Origin of the sequence: Microbacterium sp. NPDC064584 (assembly GCF_040687315.1) — a bacterium.
In the GTDB taxonomy this organism is placed as follows: Bacteria; Actinomycetota; Actinomycetes; order Actinomycetales; family Microbacteriaceae; genus Microbacterium; species Microbacterium lacus.
On the sequence record NZ_JBFBMZ010000003.1, the window covers coordinates 37,289 to 55,000 of the forward strand.

Below are 17,712 nucleotides of genomic sequence, written 5' to 3' on the forward strand. Positions count from 1 at the left end.
TTAATCCTCGCTAACCTAGACATTCAGTTAGTGAACCCTAACCATGCGGATCCCGGCAGGACAACGGACGTGATCCGATCGTGACGTCGACGGAGATGACATGACCGCGCAGGCAGACCTCGCCGATGACCTCCGGCGCCGGCGTGAAGCGGCCGCCCAGGGCGGGACGCCCGCCTCCCGGGAACGTCACGTCGCCCGGGGGAAGCTGCTGCCGCGGGACCGCGTCGATCGGCTCCTGGACGAGGGCAGTCCTTTCGTCGAGGTCGCTCCGCTCGCCGCCACGGGCCTCTACGACGGCGAAGCCCCCGGCGCGGGGGTGATCGCGGGTATCGGCCTCGTGCACGGGCGCCACGTCATGGTCGTGTGCAACGACGCGACCGTCAAAGGTGGCACGTACTACCCGATGACGGTCAAGAAGCATCTGCGCGCGCAGGAGATCGCGCGCGAGAACCGGCTGCCCTGCATCTACCTCGTCGACTCGGGAGGCGCGTTCCTGCCGATGCAGGACGAAGTGTTCCCCGACCGCGACCATTTCGGACGCATCTTTTTCAACCAGGCCCGGATGTCCGCGGAGGGGATCCCGCAGATCGCCGCCGTGCTGGGGTCCTGCACGGCGGGTGGTGCGTACGTCCCGGCGATGAGCGACGAGACCGTCATCGTCCGCGGGCAGGGCACGATCTTCCTCGGCGGTCCGCCGCTGGTGAAGGCCGCGATCGGAGAGATCGTCACCGCGGAGGAACTGGGTGGCGGCGAACTCCACGCCACGCGGTCGGGAGTCGTGGATCACCTGGCCGAAGACGACGAGCACGCGCTCGAGATCGTGCGCGACATCGTCGCGACGCTGCCTCCACCCGCGGAGCCCGCGTGGGAAGTGCTGCCGAGCGCTCCACCGCGGAAGGATCCCGCCGAGCTCTACGACGTCGTTCCGGTCGATGTGAACCAGCCTTACGACGTGCACGAGGTCATCGCCCGTCTCGTGGACGACAGCAGCCTGCACGAGTTCAAGAGCTCCTACGGGCAGACCCTCGTGACCGGCTTCGCGCGCATCCACGGCCATCCGGTCGGAATCCTCGCCAACAACGGGGTGCTGTTCTCGGAGTCTGCGCAGAAGGGCGCCCACTTCATCGAACTGTGCGACCAGCGCGGCATCCCGCTGCTGTTCCTGCAGAACATCTCCGGCTTCATGGTCGGTCGCGACGCCGAAGCGGGCGGGATCGCGAAGGACGGCGCGAAGATGGTCACCGCCGTCGCCACGACCCGCGTGCCCAAGCTCACCGTCGTGATCGGCGGCTCGTTCGGCGCCGGCAACTACTCGATGTGCGGGCGCGCCTACTCGCCGCGATTCCTCTGGACCTGGCCTGCCAGTCGGATCTCGGTCATGGGCGGGCCGCAGGCCGCGTCCGTCCTCTCCACAGTCAAGCGCGACCAGCTCGAGGCGCGCGGCGAGGCCTGGTCCGCCGACGAGCAGGCGGCTTTCGAGGCGCCGATCCGTGCGCAGTACGACGAGCAGGGCGGCCCGTACTACGCGACGGCGCGCCTCTGGGACGACGGCGTGATCGATCCCGTCGACACGCGCGATCTCCTCGGGCTCGCGCTCGACGTCGTCTCGCGTTCCCCCTTGCCCGAGCCCGGCTTCGGCCTCTTCCGGATGTGATCCCCGTGGACGACAGAATCTCCGACACCCCGCCGTTCGACACCGTTCTGGTGGCCAATCGCGGCGAGATCGCGCGCCGGGTGATCCGGACCCTCCGCCGGCTCGGCATCCGCTCCGTCGCCGTGTACAGCGACGCCGACGCCGATGCGCCGCACGTGCGCGAAGCGGATGCCGCCTACCGGATCGGCCCCGCCGCCGCCTCGGCGTCCTATCTCGACGTCGACGCGGTGATCGAGGCTGCTCGCCGAAGCGGTGCGCAGGCGGTGCATCCGGGTTACGGCTTCCTGTCCGAGAACGTCGCGTTCGCGCGGGCGTGCGGCGCGGCGGGTATCGTGTTCATCGGACCGGGTGAGCGGGCCCTGGAGGTCATGGGCGACAAGATCCGCTCCAAGGCCCATGTCCAGGAGCACGGCGTGCCCACGGTCCCGGGTTTCAGCGCCGCCGGCATGACGGACGCGGAGATCGAGCGAGCCGCCGCGGCTGCGGGGTACCCGCTGCTGATCAAGCCCTCCGCGGGGGGAGGCGGCAAAGGGATGCAGGTCGTCCGGTCGGCGACCGAGCTGCCGGACGCCCTGATCACTGCCCGCCGGATCGCCGCCGCGTCGTTCGGCGACGACACCCTGTTGCTGGAGCGCCTGATCGAACGCCCCCGGCACATCGAGGTGCAGGTCCTCGCCGACGCGCGCGGCACCGTGATCCACCTCGGCGAGCGCGAGTGCACACTGCAGCGGCGGCACCAGAAGGTGATCGAAGAGGCACCCTCGCCCGTCGTGGATGCCGGCACCCGGGCGCGGCTCGGCGAAGCCGCCTGCGCCGCCGCGGCATCGGTGGACTACCGCGGCGCCGGGACGGTGGAGTTCCTCGTCGCGGGTGACCGCCCGGAGGACTTCTTCTTCATCGAGATGAACACGCGGCTGCAGGTCGAGCATCCCGTCACCGAGCTCGTGACCGGAGTCGACCTCGTGGAGGAGCAGGTGCGCATCGCCGCCGGGCAGCCTCTCGGGCTCACCCAGAACGACGTGCGTCTGGACGGGCACGCGATCGAGGCCCGCGTGTACGCCGAGAGTCCTGCGCGGGGCTTCCTGCCCGCGGCGGGTCCCGTGCGACTGTGGCGGGCGGCGGACGCCGTGCGCACGGACGCGGCCGTGGAGACCGGCTCCGTGGTCTCCGCCGACTACGACCCGATGATCGCGAAGGTGATCGCGCACGGCGCCGACCGCCACGAGGCCCTCGCTCGACTGGACAGCGCGCTCGGCGACACGGTCGTTCTCGGTGTGGACACGAACCTCGGGTTCCTGAGGACACTCCTGGCGGATCCCGCCGTCCAGGCCGGCGAGCTGGACACCGGGCTCATCGATCGACTGCCCGCCTACACCGACCCGCCCCCGGGTGAGGCAGCGCTGAACGCCGCGGCTGCACTACGCCCCGAGTCCCCGGGACGCGCACACGCGTCCGCCCTCTGGCGCGCCGCGTCGGGCTGGCGCGCGAGCCTGCCGGCGCCCGAGACCCTGGTCGCCGTGCTCATCGAGGACGGAGAGATCCGGACCGTGACACCCGCGCCGTCCGATGCCGCCGCCGTCCTCGACGACGAGGGCTGGGCGTGGGTGCACGCCGACGGCTCGACCCACCGGCTGCGGGTGCTCGGACGGCGTGAGGCGATGGAGCACCGCCTGCGAGGACGGGATGCCGAAGCCTCGGCCACCGCTCCCGAGCTGCGCGCGCCGATGCCCGGCGCGGTCGTGGCCGTGCACCAGGCGGACGGCGCGCACGTGCGCGCGGGGGAGCGGGTACTCACGATCGAGGCCATGAAGATGGAGCACCCCGTGCTCGCCCCGCACGACGGCATCCTCTCGCTCGCGATCGGCGTCGGCGACCAGGTGCGCCGCGACCAGATCATCGCCCACGTCTCTGCCGAACCCGGCCGTGAGACCTCCTGACACCCCGAGGAGCACCATGGATCACCGCAATCTGACCGACGACGAGCGCGAGCTCGCGCAACTCGTCCGGGCGTTCGCCGACGAGGTCGTCGCCCCGCGCTCGTACGAAGCGGACCGGACGAAGACGCTGCCGCTGGACGTCGTCGCCCAGATGGGCGAGCTCGGCCTGTTCGGGCTGCCGTTCTCGGAGGAGTTCGGCGGGCAGGGCGGCGATTACTTCGCGCTCTGCTTGGCGATCGAAGCGCTCGGCCGGGTCGACCAGTCGCTCGCGATCACCCTGGAAGCCGGGGTCAGCCTCGGGGCGATGCCGGTCTTCCGCTTCGGCACCGATGCGCAGAAGGCGGAGCTCCTGCCCGATCTGCTGACCGGAACCGCTCTCGCCGGGTTCGGACTGACCGAGCCCGAAGCCGGCTCGGACGCCGGCGCGACCCGCACCACGGCACGGCTCGAGGACGGCGAGTGGGTGATCAACGGCGCGAAGCAGTTCATCACGAACTCCGGAACCGACATCACGCGCTTCGTGACGGTGACCGCCGTCACCGGCGAGCGCGAGGGCCGCAAGGAGATCTCCACGATCATCGTCCCCTCCGGTACGCCCGGATTCACGGTCGAGGCCGCGTACGACAAAGTCGGGTGGCACGCATCCGACACGCATCCGCTCACCTTCCAGGACGCCCGCGTCCCGGAAGCGAATCTGCTGGGCGAGCGGGGACGCGGATTCGCGAATTTCCTGCACATCCTCGACGAGGGACGCATCGCGATCGCGGCGCTGTCCACGGGCGCCGCCGAGGGCTGCCTGGAGGCCGCGCTGGACTATGCCAAGAAGCGCACGGTCTTCGGCGAGGCGCTCTCCACCCGCCAGAGCATCCAGTTCATGATCGCGCGGATGCAGCTGCGCGTGCACAACGCCCGGCTCGCATGGCATCACGCGGCCCGCCTCCGCGACGCGGGGCGCCCGTTCAAGACCGAAGCCGCGATCGCGAAGCTCACCGCGAGCGACGCGGCGATGGACAACGCCCGTGACGCGACCCAGATCTTCGGCGGGAACGGCTTCATGAACGAATACCCCGTGGCCCGCCACTATCGCGACTCGAAGATCCTCGAGATCGGGGAGGGGACGAGCGAAGTGCAGCTCCTGCTGATCGCGCGCGCGCTCGGAGTAGCGTGAGCACCATGACGGAGCGGACGGGGATCGTGCAGCGCGGACTGTATTTCGACGAGTTCGCCGTGGGGGACGTGTACGTGCACCGCCCCGGCCGTACGGCCACCGAGACCGACAACGTCCTGTTCTCCTCGCTCACGATGAACGCCCAGGCCCTGCATCTGGATGCGGCGTATGCGGCGACCCAGCCGTTCGGGCAGCGCCTGATGAATTCGATGTGGACGCTGGCGACCATGGTCGGCGCATCGGTGGGCCAGCTCACGCAGGGCACGCTCGTCGCGCAGCTCGGTCTGTCGGACATCGCGTTCCCGGCCCCGCTGTTCCACGGCGACACGCTCTACACCGAGACCGAGGTCCTCGCGGTCCGCGCGTCGGCCTCCCGACCGGGGCAGGGCATCGTGACCCTCCGCCACACCGGACGCAATCAGCACGGCGAGGTCGTCGCGACGGCGACGCGCGTCGCGCTGATGTGGAGAGCGGATGCCGCCCCCGAAGCGCAGGGGGAGACCTCGTGAGCGTCTTCGACCACGGTCCGGCGATCCTGTTCTGTCCGGCCGACCGCCCGGAAAGGTTCGGCAAGGCGCTCGACCGTGCCGACGCGGTGATCCTCGACCTCGAGGACGCCGTCGCACCGTCGGCGAAGGTCGCCGCGCGCGGCGCACTGATCGAGTCCGAGCTCGACCCGGATCGGGTGATCGTCCGGGTCAACCCGCCGGGCACCGACGCCTTCGTCGCCGACCTCGCGACGCTGTCGCAGACCGACTACCGCACCGTCATGGTCGCGAAGGCGGAGAGCGTGAAGCAGCTCCGCGACATCGACGGGCGGTTCTCGATCATCGCGCTGTGCGAGACGGCTCGCGGCGTCGCCGCGGCGGAGAAGTTCGCCGCGCACGATCAGGTCTCGGGCCTGATGTGGGGTGCGGAGGATCTCGTCGCGAGCCTGGGCGGGACGGGTAGCCGCAAGCCCAACGGTCGCTACCGCGACATCGCCCGCCATGCCCGCGCGCGTGTCCTGCTCGCGGCGGGAGCGCGCGGCAAGGCTGCGATCGACGCGGTGCACCTGGACATCGCCGAGACGAAGCGCCTGAGGATCGAGGCGACCGATGCCGCGGCATCCGGATTCACCGCGACAGCCTGCATCCACCCGAGCCAGGTCGGCGTCATCCGCGCGGCGTATCGACCGGATGACGCCGCCGTGGCATGGGCGCGCGGCGTCCTCTCCGCCGCGCGCACCGAGCGCGGTGTGTTCACCTACGAGGGGCGCATGGTGGACGAACCGGTGCTCCGGCACGCCCGCGCCACCCTCGCGCGGTCCGGGGACTGAGCCGGCTCACGCGGTCTGCGCGTACGACACGAGGCGCAGGCGCTCGCGCTCGTAGAGCACCGTGTACGCCGATCCGTTCGGCAGGCGCTCGCCGACCGGCGGGAGTTCGCCGCCCGTGGCGTGGCGCAGCAGTTCGCGGATCATCGCACCGTGCGTGACGACGATGACGGATGCCGCCGCCGGAGCGGTCGCGCGACGGGCGTCCCGCACAACCTGATCGAGGGCGCGCAGGCCCCGGCGTCGCAGCTGCGGCCACGGCTCCGCGCCGGGGATCTCGGCGCTGTGCCAGTCGCCCCACCGTCGGATGAACTCCTCGGCCGCCACGCCCTCCGCCTCGCCGTACGAGCGCTCGCGCAGCCCTTGGTAGGCCGGGCCCAGTCCGACTCCGATCTCGTCCGCGATGATCTGCGCGGTTTCGCGGGCACGGGACAGATCGCTCGAGACGACGATCGGCTCTCCAGCCGCTCCGCGCAGCGCCGCACCCGTCTCGCGGGCCTGAGCGCGGCCGGTGTCGTTCAGCGGGATGTCGGTGGCGCCCTGGATCCGCCGGTCGCGGTTCCAGTCCGTTTCGCCGTGTCGGACGAGGATCAGCTGGGTCACCGTTCGAGCCTAGGCGGGTGATCCGGGGAGAACGCCGGACGGCCTCAGCTGAGAGGGGGCAGGGTCTCGGCGAGGGTGTGCAGGACATCGCTTGCACCCGCGTCGATCTTGACCGTGGCCCGACGGTCCGCCCGGGTCTCGCCGCGGTTCACGATCACGATCGGCAGCCGCCGCCGCCGCGCGCGCTCGAGCAGGCGGATGCCGGAGTTGACCACGAGCGAGGAACCGGCGATCAGCAGGGCATCGCTCGTACGGACGAGCTGTTCGGCCTCGCGGAACTTCTCCGCCGGGATGAACTCGCCGAAGAACACGACGTCGGGCTTCAGCATCCCTCCGCACACCGTGCACGCCGGGATCCGGAATCCCGCCGTGCTCTCGGGCAGCACGTCGCCGTCGGGTCCGAGTGCGACGCTCTCGGGCACCGAGATCCAGGGGTTGTCGGTCTCGACGCGCTCGGCGAGGTCGCGGCGGTCGAAGACCTGACCGCAGTGCGTGCAGAAGACCCGGCGCATCGTTCCGTGCAGCTCGACCACCCGTCGACTGCCCGCGCGCACATGAAGGCCGTCCACGTTCTGCGTGATGACCCCGGAGGCGATCCCGCGCGATTCGAGGGTCGCAAGGGCTCGGTGGCCGGGGTTGGGGTCGGCGGCCGCGAAAACCCGCCAGCCCAGATGACTGCCCACCCAGTAGCGGCGGCGGGCATCCTCACTGGCCAGGAACTGCTCGACGGTCATCGGGGTGCGCACCGGCGCGCCGCGCCCACGGTAGTCGGGGATGCCGGAATCGGTGGAGACGCCGGCGCCGGTGAGGATCGCTATGCGTCGGCCGGTCAGCGCGTCCACGGCGGCGGCGATCGATGCGGCGGTGGCGGCATCCTGCTCCGGCATGGTCTGCATCCGCTCACCCCCTCGCGTCCGGTCCGTGCTCAGAGTGTAGGCGGCGCGGTTTACCGGCATGTTACGGGCCGTGCGCCGCACCCGGGGATGCGAGAGTGGGGAGGTTCCCCGGCAGGCGATCAGAAGGAGTGCCGTGCAGGTCCATCAGATCGTCGATCCCGCCGACGAGCGCCTCGTCGACTACCGTGACCTGACCGACGTCGCGCTCCGGCGCGTGCTCGAGCCCGCCGGGGGTCTGTACATCGCGGAGTCTGCCAAAGTGATCGCCCGGGCCGTCGCGGCGGGTCACCGTCCGCGGTCCGTCCTGCTGCAGGAGAAGTGGCTGCCCGAGATCGCGGACGTGCTCAGCGGTCTGGACGTGCCGGTGTTCGTCGTCCCGTCCGACGTCGCCGAGGCTCTGACCGGCTACGCCGTGCATCGCGGTGCTCTCGCGGCGATGCACCGGCCCGTGTTGCGTGCCGTCGCGGATGTCCTGGACGGCGCGCGCACGGTCGTGATCCTCGATGACATCGTCGACCACACGAACGTCGGCGCGGCCTTTCGCAGCGCCGCCGCGCTGGGGGCGGATGCCGTGCTCATCTCTCCGAGGTGCGCCGATCCGCTCTACCGGCGCAGCGTACGGGTCAGCATGGGGACCGTCTTCCAGGTTCCGTGGACGAGGCTGCCGGAGTGGCGCGAGGCGGGAGGCATCCTCAGCGGCCTGGGATTCCACCTCGCGGCGCTTGCGCTCGACGAGCGTGCGGTGTCGCTGGAGGACTTCGCCACGTCCCGGCCGGAACGCGTCGCCGTCCTCCTCGGCGCCGAGGGGGACGGGCTGACGCGCCGAGCGCTGGCTGCGGCCGACACGATCGTCACGATTCCGATGGCCGGAGGCGTGGATTCGCTCAATGTCGCCGCGGCCGGCGCCGTCGCGCTCTGGGCGCTGCGGGAGCAGCACCCGTAGGACTCCAAGCGCTGCGGGAGCAGCACCGCTAGGGCTCCAGGCGCTGCGGGGTTCTCAAGCCTCTTCGCCGATTTCGGCCGTCGGGTCCTTCGCGGGCGCGAGCGTCGTGACGGGCAACGGTGCGGGGCGCTTCGCGGTGATCGCGTCACCGGACGATTCGTGGCGCACCCTGCGCAGCACCCACGGGACGAAGTGGGTCCGCGCCCACACGAAGTCCTCCGTGCGCGCGGCACGCCACGTGCGCACCGGGAGTGGGTCGGGCTGCATCGGCTGCAGGTCGTTCGGCACGTTCAGGGCCCGCAGCACCATGCGCGCGACTTCGTGGTGGCCGAGGGAGTTGTAGTGCAGGCGGTCGGCGTCGAAGAAGCGCGGGTCCTGCACTTCCTTCAGCGCCCACTGGTCGGCGACGATGCAGTCGTACCGATCCGCGATCGCGCGGATGTTCTCGTTGTAGATCGCGACCTTTCCGCGGAATCCGCGGAACACGGGTGTGAAGTTCGTGTCGATCCCGGTGAAGACCACGAGGGTCGCGCCGTCCCGCCCCAGTCGCACCACGGCGTCCTCGAACTGGGCCGAGATCTCGTCGGGGTCGGTGCCGGGGCGGATGACGTCGTTGCCGCCGGCGGAGAACGTGATGAGGTCGGGTTTGAGCTCGAGCGCGGCATCCACCTGCCCCGCCACGATCTGGGCGATGAGCTTGCCGCGGACGGCGAGGTTCGCGTACGCGAAGTCATCGACCTGCTGCGAGAGGACTTCGGCCACACGATCGGCCCAGCCGCGGTGCCCGCCCGGCGAGCCGGGTTCGGGGTCTCCGATGCCCTCGGTGAACGAGTCGCCGAGCGCGACGAACCGTCGCCAGGGATGATGGCCGAGATTCGTGATCTCGGGGGTCTGATCGTCGCTTGTGGGCATCGGTCTTCCTCGCTTCGTGATCATCACGAGGCTATCGCGCCCCCACCCCGCCCACCGATCCGAAGATGTCGTGCGGGTCGTCTATCGTGGTCACTCGTCGTGTCGACCGGCGGTCCGGTCCGGGGAGGAGGGTGCTGTGGACGAAGACGCCCTTCTCGAAGCCCCCGGCCCGCACCTGGGCAGCTTCGCCGCCGAGCATCTGTCTCCGTCCTACCCGCAGCGGGCGCCCTGGGGAACGGCGGGGCGCCTCCGGGCGTGGCAGGCGGAGGCACTCGATCTGTACTTCGGACTCGACGGGCCCGACGGGGTGGGCTCGGGCCCGCGGGACTTCCTCGCGGCGGCGACCCCGGGCGCCGGCAAGACCACGTTCGCGCTGCGTCTGGCGACCGAGCTGCTTCGCCGGCGGGTGATCGATCGCATCGTCGTCGTTGCGCCGACGGAGCATCTGAAGACCCAGTGGGCCGACGCCGCGGCGCGCGTGTCGCTGCGACTGGATCCCGTGTTCAGCAATCGCCACGTCGCGCCGGCGCGTCACTATCACGGCATCGCGGTGACGTATGCGCAGGTCGCCGTCAAGGCGTCCGTGCACCAGCGGGTGACGGAGGACGCCCGCACGCTCGTGATCCTCGACGAGGTTCATCACGGCGGTGACGCGCTCAGCTGGGGCGAGGCGCTCCGAGAGGCGTACGGGCGTGCCACGCGCCGGCTCCTGCTGTCGGGGACCCCGTTCCGCAGCGACACGGCTCCCATCCCGTTCGTGGAGTATCTGCCCGACGAGAAGGGCATCCGGCTCTCCCGCACCGACTACAGCTACGGCTACGGGCGCGCGCTCGCCGACGGCGTCGTGCGACCCGTCATGTTCCTCGTCTATGCGGGCCAGATGCGGTGGCGCACCCGGACGGGCGATGAGATGGAGGCGCGGCTCGGGCAGGACAATACGAAGGACATCACCGCCCAGGCGTGGCGGACGGCGCTGGATCCGGAGGGGGAGTGGATCCCCGCGGTGCTCCGCTCGGCGGATCGACGGCTGAGCGAAGTGCGCGAGCAGGTTCCGGATGCCGGTGGGCTCGTGATCGCGACCGATCAGACCGCGGCCCGCGCGTACGCCGCGATCCTCGAGGAGGTCAGCGGAGAGGCGCCCACCGTCGTGCTCTCCGACGAAGCCGAGGCCTCGGGGCGCATCGAGGCGTTCGCGCAGGGTTCGTCCCGCTGGATCGTCGCGGTGCGCATGGTCTCCGAAGGCGTCGACGTCCCGCGCCTCTCGGTGGGCGTGTACGCGACGTCCGCCTCGACGCCGCTGTTCTTCGCGCAGGCGATCGGCCGCTTCGTCCGGGCGCGTCGGCGCGGCGAGACGGCGAGCATCTTCCTTCCGCACGTGCCGCAGCTCCTCGCGCTCGCGGGAGAGATGGAGCGGCAGCGCGACCACGCCCTGGACCGTGACGGCAGCGGCGAGGACGAAGCGGGGCTGGACGAGGACGCGATGGATGCCGGGGAGCGCGAGGAATCGGCATCCGACGCCCTGACGTACGAGTTCACGTACCAGGCGCTCGGCTCCGTCGCGCATTTTGACCGCGTCCTGTACGACGGTCGCGAGTTCGGCGAGCTGGCTGTCCCCGGGACACCCGAGGAGGAGGAGTTCCTCGGGCTGCCCGGACTCCTCGAGCCCGAGCACGTGCACGAGCTTCTGCAGCAGCGCCAGTCGCGCCAGAGCAGGCACCGTCGGGCGCGGGAGGCGCGCGAGGGGGCGGGCCAGACCACGGATCAGCCCGCCCCACCGGCCGCGCTGCATCGCACGCTCAAAGAGCAGAGACAGCTGCTGAACAGCCTCGTCGGGCTGTACGCGCGGCAGAGCGGTGACCCGCACGGCATGGTGCACGCCGAACTGCGCCGCGTCTGCGGCGGGCCGGCCGTCTCGCACGCGACGGTGGCGCAGCTGCAGGCACGCATCGACGTCCTCCGGGCACGCGTCCGGTCCTGATCGGGTTCGGTCGGTGTCCGTTCGGAACCCCGAAATGCTGGCAATCCCCGTCTGGAGGCACGCGCCGGCGCCGCGGCTCATTAGCGTGGAGGGATCCCCGCACCGCAGCCTTTGGAGGCTCTCTTGAGCGCGCCCGCACAACCCACCGCGAGAGATCGTCGCCGGTGGTCGCAATACCTCGTCGACGAGCGCGCCGAGGCGCGCGTGTACCGCGAGCTCGCCGCCCGGAAGGACGGCGAGGAGCGTGAGATCCTCACGGCGCTCGCCGACGCGGAGGGACGTCACGAGGCGCACTGGCTGCGCCTGCTGGGCGGTGAGCCCGAGCGACTGCCCCGCCCCCACACCGGTACGGTGCTCCTCGGCTGGATGGCACGGCGGTTCGGGTCGATCTTCGTCCTCGCTCTCGCGCAGAACGCCGAGGCCCGCTCGCCGTACGACGACGAGCCGTTCGCGACCGCGACGATGGCAGCGGACGAGAAGATCCACCACGAAGTCGTCCGAGGCCTCGCGGCCCGTGGACGCAGGCGCCTGTCCGGCACATTCCGGGCGGCGGTGTTCGGCGCGAACGACGGGCTGGTCTCCAATCTCGCCCTCGTGATGGGCATCGGCGCGACCGGGGTCGCGCCGCAGTTCGTGCTCTTCAGCGGCATCGCGGGTCTGCTCGCCGGAGCGCTGTCGATGGGTGCGGGAGAGTTCGTCTCGGTCCGCTCGCAGCGGGAGCTGCTCGCCGCGACCGAGCCGAACGACTACGCCGACGCGTCGCTCCCGCACCTGGACCTGGACGCGAACGAGCTGGCGCTCGTCTACCGCACTCGCGGCATGTCCGAGGACGAGGCGCTCGCGAGGGCGCGGCTCGTGGTCACCGCCGCACAGGAGGGCACGGCCCCGCACGGCGCGCCGCTGGACCCGCCGAGCGACCACGAGCTCGTCGGGGGCGCCTGGAACGCGGCGATCTCGAGCTTCCTGTTCTTCGCGTCCGGAGCGATCATCCCGGTGCTGCCGTGGATCTTCGGGCTGTCCGGCTTCGCGGCCGTCGCGACCGCCCTCGTGCTCGTGGGCATCGCGCTCATGGCCACGGGAGCCATGGTGGGTCTGCTCTCCGGGGGTCCGCCGCTGCGGCGAGCCCTGCGTCAGCTGGCGATCGGCTTCGGCGCCGCGGCGGTCACGTACGTGCTCGGGTGGATCTTCGGCGTCTCGGTCGGCTGAGCCCCGGCAGGACGGCCGCCGTTTTCGGCCACGGTCGGGAACGTGATAATGTCGATCTTCGGTTGGCGACAACCCACACCCATGCGCGGGTGGCGGAATAGGTAGACGCGCTAGCTTGAGGTGCTAGTGCCCGTATAGGGCGTGGGGGTTCAAGTCCCCCCTCGCGCACAGATCGGAAGGCCCCCGGAAACGGGGGCCTTCCGCTGTTCCCGCCCTCCTCGGTTCGAGGCTCCCGGCCCGCGCCGGTACATTGGTGCGCATGCCTGCGAACGAAGCCGACCTGCCCGAGGTTGTCCGCATCGCGCGGGATCTGATCCGGTTCGACACCACGAACTGGGGTGGCGGTCGCTCCGAGGGAGAGCGCGAAGCGGCCGAGTATGTCGGCGCCTTCCTCGAGAGCCTCGGCCTGCAGCCGGAGTACTACGAGCCGATCCCGCGCCGCACGAACGTGATGGCGCGCGTGGCGGGACGCGACCCCCACAAGCCTGCCCTCGTGCTGCACGGACACCTGGACGTCGTCCCGGCGATGGCGGCCGACTGGTCCGTCGACCCGTTCGCCGGCGAGATCCGCGACGGGATGCTGTGGGGTCGGGGCGCCGTGGACATGAAGGACATGGACGCCATGATCCTCGCCTCCGTGGCCACGCTGCTGCGTGCGGGGGAGCAGCCCGAGCGCGACCTCATTCTGGTGTTCTTCGCTGACGAGGAGAACGGCGGCATCGAAGGGTCTCAGCTCGTCGTCGCCGACCGGCCGGAGTGGTTCTCCGGCGCAACGGAGGCGATCAGCGAGGTCGGCGGCTACTCGATCGCGGTGGGGGAGCGGCGCGCCTATCTGCTCCAGGTCGGTGAGAAGGCGCTCGTGTGGCTGCGCCTGCGCGCGCGCGGACGCGCCGGGCACGGCAGTCGCGTCCACCCCGACAACGCCGTCACCCGGCTGGCCGAGGCGGTCGCGGCCCTCGGGCGCACCGAGTGGCCGGTCCGTCTCACCCCGACCACGCAGCGCATGCTCGAGGGCCTCGCGGACCTCGCGGCGAACAGCACGACGGATCCCGACGAGCTGGCGCAGAGCACCGGGCCGGCCGAAGGCTTCATCCGCTCGACGCTGCGCACGACGACGAACCCCACCGGCCTGACCGCGGGATACAAGCACAACGTGATCCCCGACGCCGCCGAAGCACTGATCGACGTGCGCACCCTGCCCGGCCGGGAGGACGAGACGCTCGCCGAGATCCAGCGGATCGTCGGCGAGGACGTCGAGATCGAGATCGTCGTGCGCGACATCGGCCTCGAGGTCCCGTTCGCGGGCACGCTCGTCGACGCGATGGTCGGCGCTCTCGACCGTGCCGACCCGGGTGTGCCCGTCATCCCGTATCTCATGGGCGGCGGCACCGACAACAAGGCTCTCGCGGCCCTCGGCATCGCCGGTTTCGGGTTCGCGCCGCTGCGGCTGCCCGCCGACCTCGACTTCACCGGGATGTTCCACGGTGTCGATGAGCGCGTCCCGCTGGACGCGCTCGAATTCGGTCAGCGCGTGCTGACCGATCTGCTCCGCACCTACTGACCACCTCGACCGACGGCGCTCGACACAGCACGAAAGGCATCCCCATGCTTATCGAGGCGATCATCCTCGGGCTGGTCCAGGGACTCACCGAGTTCCTGCCCATCTCCTCCAGCGCGCACCTGCGCATCGTCGGCGAGTTCCTCCCCGCCGCGCAGGACCCCGGCGCGGCCTTCACCGCGATCACGCAGATCGGCACCGAAGCGGCCGTCATCCTGTTCTTCTGGCGCGACATCGTCCGGATCATCGGCGCGTGGTTCCGCTCGCTCGTGCGTCGTGTGCCCGCGAGCGACCCGGATGCGCGCATGGGCTGGCTCATCATCGTCGGCACGATCCCGATCGTCGTCCTCGGCCTGCTGTTCCAGGATCAGATCGAGACGACGTTCCGCTCGCTGTGGCTCATCGCCGGCATGCTGATCTTCTTCGGCGTGCTGCTCGGAATCGCCGACCACGTCGGTGCGAAGAAGCGCGAACTGAAGGACCTCACCGTCCCGCACGGCATCATCTACGGCTTCGCGCAGGCACTCGCCCTCATTCCCGGCGTCTCACGTTCCGGAGGGACGATCACGGCCGGTCTGTTCATGGGCTATGAGCGCGCCGCGGCCGCGAGGTACGCCTTCCTGCTGGCGATCCCGGCCGTCTTCGGCAGCGGCTTCTACCAGCTGGCGAAGAGCTGGAACGAGCCCGGGGTGTTCACTCTCGGCGAGACGGCCGTCGCCACCGTCGTGGCGTTCGTCGTGGCGCTCGGGGTGATCGCGTTCTTCATGAAGTGGATCTCGAAGCACAGCTTCCTGCCGTTCGTGATCTACCGCGTCGCGCTCGGCTCGCTGCTGCTCGTCCTGCTCAGCCTGGGCGTGATCCAGGCCTACTGAGTCACCGGCGCGGGTCGTCGCGCCCGGGCTTGCCCGAACCGGGGTCTCCGCCGCGGCGGAGGTAGCGTTCGAACTCCTGAGCGATCGCATCGCCGGAGGCCTCCGGCGAGTCCCACGTGTCGCGGGTGCGCTCGAGCTGGCGGATGTATTCGGTCATCTCCTCGTCGTCCGCGGCGGCCGCGTCGATCGAGGCCTCCCACGCCGCTGCATCCGTCGAGAGGTCCCCACGCGCGACCGGTGACCCGGTGATGTCCTCGAGCCGGTCCAGCAGCGCGAGGGTCGCCTTCGGCGACGGCGTGTGCCCGGCGACGTAGTGCGGCACGCTCGCCCAGAGACTCGCGGCGGGGATGCCGGCCGCGTCGGCCGCGTGCGCGAGGACGCTCAGAATCCCGACCGGCCCTTCGTACGTGCTGCGCTCGAGCTCGAGGGCGGATCTGATCTGCTCGCTGTCGCTTCCGGCGAAGACGGAGATCGGCCGCGTGTGGGGCACGTCGGACATCATCGATCCGAGGGCGACGAATCCCGTGATGTCCTCGCGCAGGGCGACGTCGACGAACTCGGAGGCGAACGCCTGCCACGCGCGGGCCGGCTCGACGCCCGTCAACAGCCACAACTGCGTATCCCGTGACGCGGTCACGGGCCGCAGAAGAGTCGCCTCCGGCCAGCTCAGGATGCGCTTGCCGTCCGCGTCGACGGAGACCTGAGGGCGGGTGTACTGGTAGTCGAAGTAGAGCTCGGGGTCGACCGAGAACACCGGCTCGTACTCTCCGGTGGCCCGCAGGTGCGCGATCGCGGCGGACGCGGCCTCGCCGGCGTCGTTCCACCCGTCGAACGCGGCGACGAGCACCTTCCGTCCCAGTCCGTCCACACGACCTCCTCCACCCGCACCGCGGCGTGACGTCCGAACGGGTGCCTCCAGGATAGGCGTCGGAGGCCCGGATGGCCCCGACTACCATGGTCAAGTGAGTGCGAGCACCCTTGCGGCGGTCCTGTGGGACATGGACGGCACGCTGGTCGACACCGAGCCCTACTGGATGAGCGCGGAGACGGCGCTGGTCGAGCGCTTCGGAGGGACGTGGTCCCACGAGCAGGCGCTGCGACTCGTGGGTCTCGGGCTCGAGGACTCGGCCCGGATCTTCCAGGACTCGGGTGTGCGCATGGGCATCCACGACATCGTCGATCACCTCACCGATGACGTGATGGGGCAGCTCGCGACGCGTGGCGTGCCGTTCCGCCCCGGCGCGCGCGAGCTCCTGGCCAGCCTGCGTGAGGCCGGCATCCCGACCGCGCTCGTCACGATGTCGCTGTCCCGCATGGCGCGCACCGTCGTCGACCTCATGGACTTCGAGGCGTTCGACGTCGTGATCGCGGGGGATGACTCTACGCGTCCCAAGCCGTTTCCCGATCCCTACCTGCAGGCGTGCGCCGTGCTCGGCGTCGAGCCTGCATCGTGCGTCGCGATCGAGGACTCGCCCAACGGGCTGCGCTCCGCCGTCGCGGCGGGCACGGCCGCGATCGGGGTTCCGCACATGGTCTCGATCGCCGGCGCCGGAGCGCACACGGTCTGGCCCACGCTCGCCGGCCGCACGGCCGACGACGTCGCGCGCTTCCATTCCGCACACCTGAGCTCCGGTCACCGCGGCCGGACCGGAGGAGAGAGAACATGACGCCTGAGCGTCCCAGCGGCCCGTTCCGGGTCGGCGACCGCGTCCAGCTGACGGGTCCGAAGAACCGCATGCACACGATCACCCTCCGCGAAGACGGAGAGCTGCACACGCACCACGGCGTGCTGCGTCACACGGCCCTGATCGGGCAGCCCGACGGTTCGGTCGTCACGAACAGCGGGGGTCACGAGTACCTCGCGCTGCGACCCCTGCTGCGCGACTTCGTGATGTCGATGCCGCGCGGTGCGGCGATCGTCTACCCGAAGGATGCCGCGCAGATCGTCGCGCAGGCCGACGTGTTCCCGGGCAGCGTCGTCGTGGAGGCGGGTGTCGGGTCGGGCGCGCTGGCGCTGTCGCTCCTGCGCGCCGTCGGCGAGAACGGTCGACTGGTCTCGTTCGAGCGGCGCGAGGAGTTCGCGGACGTGGCGCGCGCGAACGTGGAGACCTTCGTCGGCCATGTCCCGCACAACTGGGAGGTCGTGGTGGGCGACCTGGTCGCCGAGCTTCCGACGGCCGTCGCCCCGGCATCCGTCGACCGCGTCGTGCTGGACATGCTCGCGCCGTGGGAGTGCATCGACGTCGTCGCCGACGCGCTTCAGCCCGGCGGTGTCGTGCTCTGCTACGTCGCGACCGCCACGCAGCTCAGTCGCGTCGCCGAGTTCATCCGCGGGACGGGACTGTTCACCGAACCCGACGCCAACGAGACCATGGTGCGGGGCTGGCACGTGGAGGGTCTCGCGGTGCGTCCGGATCATCGGATGGTCGCGCACACGGGCTTCCTCATCTGGGCGCGGAGGCTGGCCCCGGGGGCGGTGGCGCCGGAGCAGAAGAGGCGTGCCTCGAAGTCCAGCTACGGCGACGAGGACGTCGAGCTGTGGACGCCGGGGGCCGTGGGGGACCGTCAGATCACGGACAAGAACCTCCGCAAGCGCGTGCGGGAGGCCGAGCGTGCCGCGGAGGGTGCCAGGATCGCCGCGCAAGGGCCCGCGGAGGATGGCAATTAGAC

General features: G+C 70.7%; 16 protein-coding genes and 1 tRNA gene. 13 read left to right on the plus strand and 4 right to left on the minus strand.

The window, feature by feature from the left end; translation table 11 throughout:
- The first annotated feature begins 100 nt into the window (after positions 1-100).
- From AB0P18_RS06340 to AB0P18_RS06360, 5 genes are read left to right on the plus strand one after another with little or no spacing between them, the layout of a single operon-like run.
- Positions 101-1,654, plus strand: a complete 1,554-nt coding sequence (locus AB0P18_RS06340) for a carboxyl transferase domain-containing protein (protein ID WP_363359402.1) — start codon at positions 101-103, stop codon at positions 1,652-1,654.
- The gene (locus AB0P18_RS06345; protein ID WP_363359403.1) at positions 1,651-3,591 is read left to right on the plus strand and encodes a biotin carboxylase N-terminal domain-containing protein; all 1,941 of its coding nucleotides are present in this window, start codon (positions 1,651-1,653) and stop codon (positions 3,589-3,591) included. The genes AB0P18_RS06340 and AB0P18_RS06345 overlap by 4 nt, the downstream gene beginning before the upstream one ends.
- Before the next feature lie 16 nt (positions 3,592-3,607).
- The gene (locus tag AB0P18_RS06350) at positions 3,608-4,759 is read left to right on the plus strand and encodes an acyl-CoA dehydrogenase family protein (protein WP_363359404.1); all 1,152 of its coding nucleotides are present in this window, start codon (positions 3,608-3,610) and stop codon (positions 4,757-4,759) included.
- Positions 4,760-4,764: 5 nt separating this feature from the next.
- Positions 4,765-5,268, plus strand: coding sequence for a MaoC family dehydratase (locus tag AB0P18_RS06355; RefSeq protein WP_363359405.1), 504 nt, complete (start codon positions 4,765-4,767; stop codon positions 5,266-5,268).
- Complete coding sequence (locus AB0P18_RS06360) at positions 5,265-6,077, plus strand: CoA ester lyase (RefSeq protein ID WP_363359406.1); 813 nt, start codon at positions 5,265-5,267, stop codon at positions 6,075-6,077. Before AB0P18_RS06355 ends, AB0P18_RS06360 begins: the two co-directional genes overlap by 4 nt.
- A 6-nt stretch (positions 6,078-6,083) precedes the next feature.
- Here the strand turns inward: AB0P18_RS06360 and AB0P18_RS06365 are convergent, their stop codons facing one another.
- Complete coding sequence (locus AB0P18_RS06365; RefSeq protein WP_363359407.1) at positions 6,084-6,677, minus strand: histidine phosphatase family protein; 594 nt, start codon at positions 6,675-6,677, stop codon at positions 6,084-6,086.
- Between the two features lie 44 nt (positions 6,678-6,721).
- Positions 6,722-7,573: a Sir2 family NAD-dependent protein deacetylase gene (locus AB0P18_RS06370; RefSeq protein ID WP_363359408.1), complete on the minus strand. Its 852-nt coding sequence runs from the start codon at positions 7,571-7,573 to the stop codon at positions 6,722-6,724.
- Between the two features lie 133 nt (positions 7,574-7,706).
- Between AB0P18_RS06370 and AB0P18_RS06375 the strand changes: the two genes are divergently transcribed.
- Positions 7,707-8,516 carry an RNA methyltransferase gene (locus AB0P18_RS06375; protein WP_363359409.1) on the plus strand — a complete coding sequence of 270 codons (810 nt, stop codon included), beginning with the start codon at positions 7,707-7,709 and terminating at the stop codon, positions 8,514-8,516.
- A 54-nt stretch (positions 8,517-8,570) separates the two neighbouring features.
- On the opposite strand, the gene AB0P18_RS06380 is transcribed toward AB0P18_RS06375, so the two are convergent.
- Positions 8,571-9,428, minus strand: coding sequence for an SGNH/GDSL hydrolase family protein (locus AB0P18_RS06380; RefSeq protein ID WP_363359410.1), 858 nt, complete (start codon positions 9,426-9,428; stop codon positions 8,571-8,573).
- A gap of 136 nt (positions 9,429-9,564) precedes the next feature.
- Here AB0P18_RS06380 and AB0P18_RS06385 point away from each other — a divergent pair, with 136 nt between their 5' ends.
- From AB0P18_RS06385 to AB0P18_RS06405, 5 genes are all read left to right on the plus strand, one after another.
- On the plus strand, positions 9,565-11,406 hold the full coding sequence (locus AB0P18_RS06385) for a DEAD/DEAH box helicase (protein ID WP_363359411.1): 1,842 nt from the start codon (positions 9,565-9,567) through the stop codon (positions 11,404-11,406).
- 123 nt (positions 11,407-11,529) lie between these two features.
- The gene (locus tag AB0P18_RS06390) at positions 11,530-12,612 is read left to right on the plus strand and encodes a VIT1/CCC1 transporter family protein (RefSeq protein WP_344053442.1); all 1,083 of its coding nucleotides are present in this window, start codon (positions 11,530-11,532) and stop codon (positions 12,610-12,612) included.
- An 83-nt stretch (positions 12,613-12,695) separates the two neighbouring features.
- Positions 12,696-12,780 (plus strand) — tRNA-Leu (locus AB0P18_RS06395).
- A gap of 91 nt (positions 12,781-12,871) precedes the next feature.
- Complete coding sequence (locus AB0P18_RS06400; RefSeq protein WP_363359412.1) at positions 12,872-14,173, plus strand: M20/M25/M40 family metallo-hydrolase; 1,302 nt, start codon at positions 12,872-12,874, stop codon at positions 14,171-14,173.
- A 44-nt stretch (positions 14,174-14,217) separates the two neighbouring features.
- Entirely contained in the window at positions 14,218-15,042 is an 825-nt protein-coding gene (locus AB0P18_RS06405) for an undecaprenyl-diphosphate phosphatase (RefSeq protein WP_344053446.1), read from the plus strand.
- A 1-nt stretch (position 15,043) separates the two neighbouring features.
- Here the strand turns inward: AB0P18_RS06405 and AB0P18_RS06410 are convergent, their stop codons facing one another.
- Positions 15,044-15,910 (minus strand): PAC2 family protein, encoded by an 867-nt coding sequence (locus AB0P18_RS06410; RefSeq protein ID WP_344053448.1) that lies wholly within the window; start codon positions 15,908-15,910, stop codon positions 15,044-15,046.
- A gap of 94 nt (positions 15,911-16,004) precedes the next feature.
- Between AB0P18_RS06410 and AB0P18_RS06415 the strand changes: the two genes are divergently transcribed.
- Both AB0P18_RS06415 and AB0P18_RS06420 read left to right on the plus strand, forming a co-directional pair.
- Positions 16,005-16,709, plus strand: a complete 705-nt coding sequence (locus AB0P18_RS06415) for an HAD family phosphatase (protein ID WP_344053450.1) — start codon at positions 16,005-16,007, stop codon at positions 16,707-16,709.
- Entirely contained in the window at positions 16,706-17,710 is a 1,005-nt protein-coding gene (locus AB0P18_RS06420) for a tRNA (adenine-N1)-methyltransferase (protein WP_363359413.1), read from the plus strand. The genes AB0P18_RS06415 and AB0P18_RS06420 overlap by 4 nt, the downstream gene beginning before the upstream one ends.
- The last annotated feature ends 2 nt before the right edge of the window (positions 17,711-17,712 follow it).

What these genes read in the sequence shown, in the direction of transcription:
- AB0P18_RS06355 (WP_363359405.1), top strand. Translation starts at nt 4,765, where the DNA reads ATGACGGAGCGGACGGGGATCGTGCAGCGCGGACTGTATTTCGACGAG.
- AB0P18_RS06340 (WP_363359402.1), top strand. Translation starts at nt 101, where the DNA reads ATGACCGCGCAGGCAGACCTCGCCGATGACCTCCGGCGCCGGCGTGAA.
- AB0P18_RS06370 (WP_363359408.1), bottom strand. Translation starts at nt 7,573, where the DNA reads ATGCAGACCATGCCGGAGCAGGATGCCGCCACCGCCGCATCGATCGCC.
- AB0P18_RS06380 (WP_363359410.1), bottom strand. Translation starts at nt 9,428, where the DNA reads ATGCCCACAAGCGACGATCAGACCCCCGAGATCACGAATCTCGGCCAT.
- AB0P18_RS06400 (WP_363359412.1), top strand. Translation starts at nt 12,872, where the DNA reads ATGCCTGCGAACGAAGCCGACCTGCCCGAGGTTGTCCGCATCGCGCGG.
- AB0P18_RS06405 (WP_344053446.1), top strand. Translation starts at nt 14,218, where the DNA reads ATGCTTATCGAGGCGATCATCCTCGGGCTGGTCCAGGGACTCACCGAG.
- AB0P18_RS06420 (WP_363359413.1), top strand. Translation starts at nt 16,706, where the DNA reads ATGACGCCTGAGCGTCCCAGCGGCCCGTTCCGGGTCGGCGACCGCGTC.
- AB0P18_RS06350 (WP_363359404.1), top strand. Translation starts at nt 3,608, where the DNA reads ATGGATCACCGCAATCTGACCGACGACGAGCGCGAGCTCGCGCAACTC.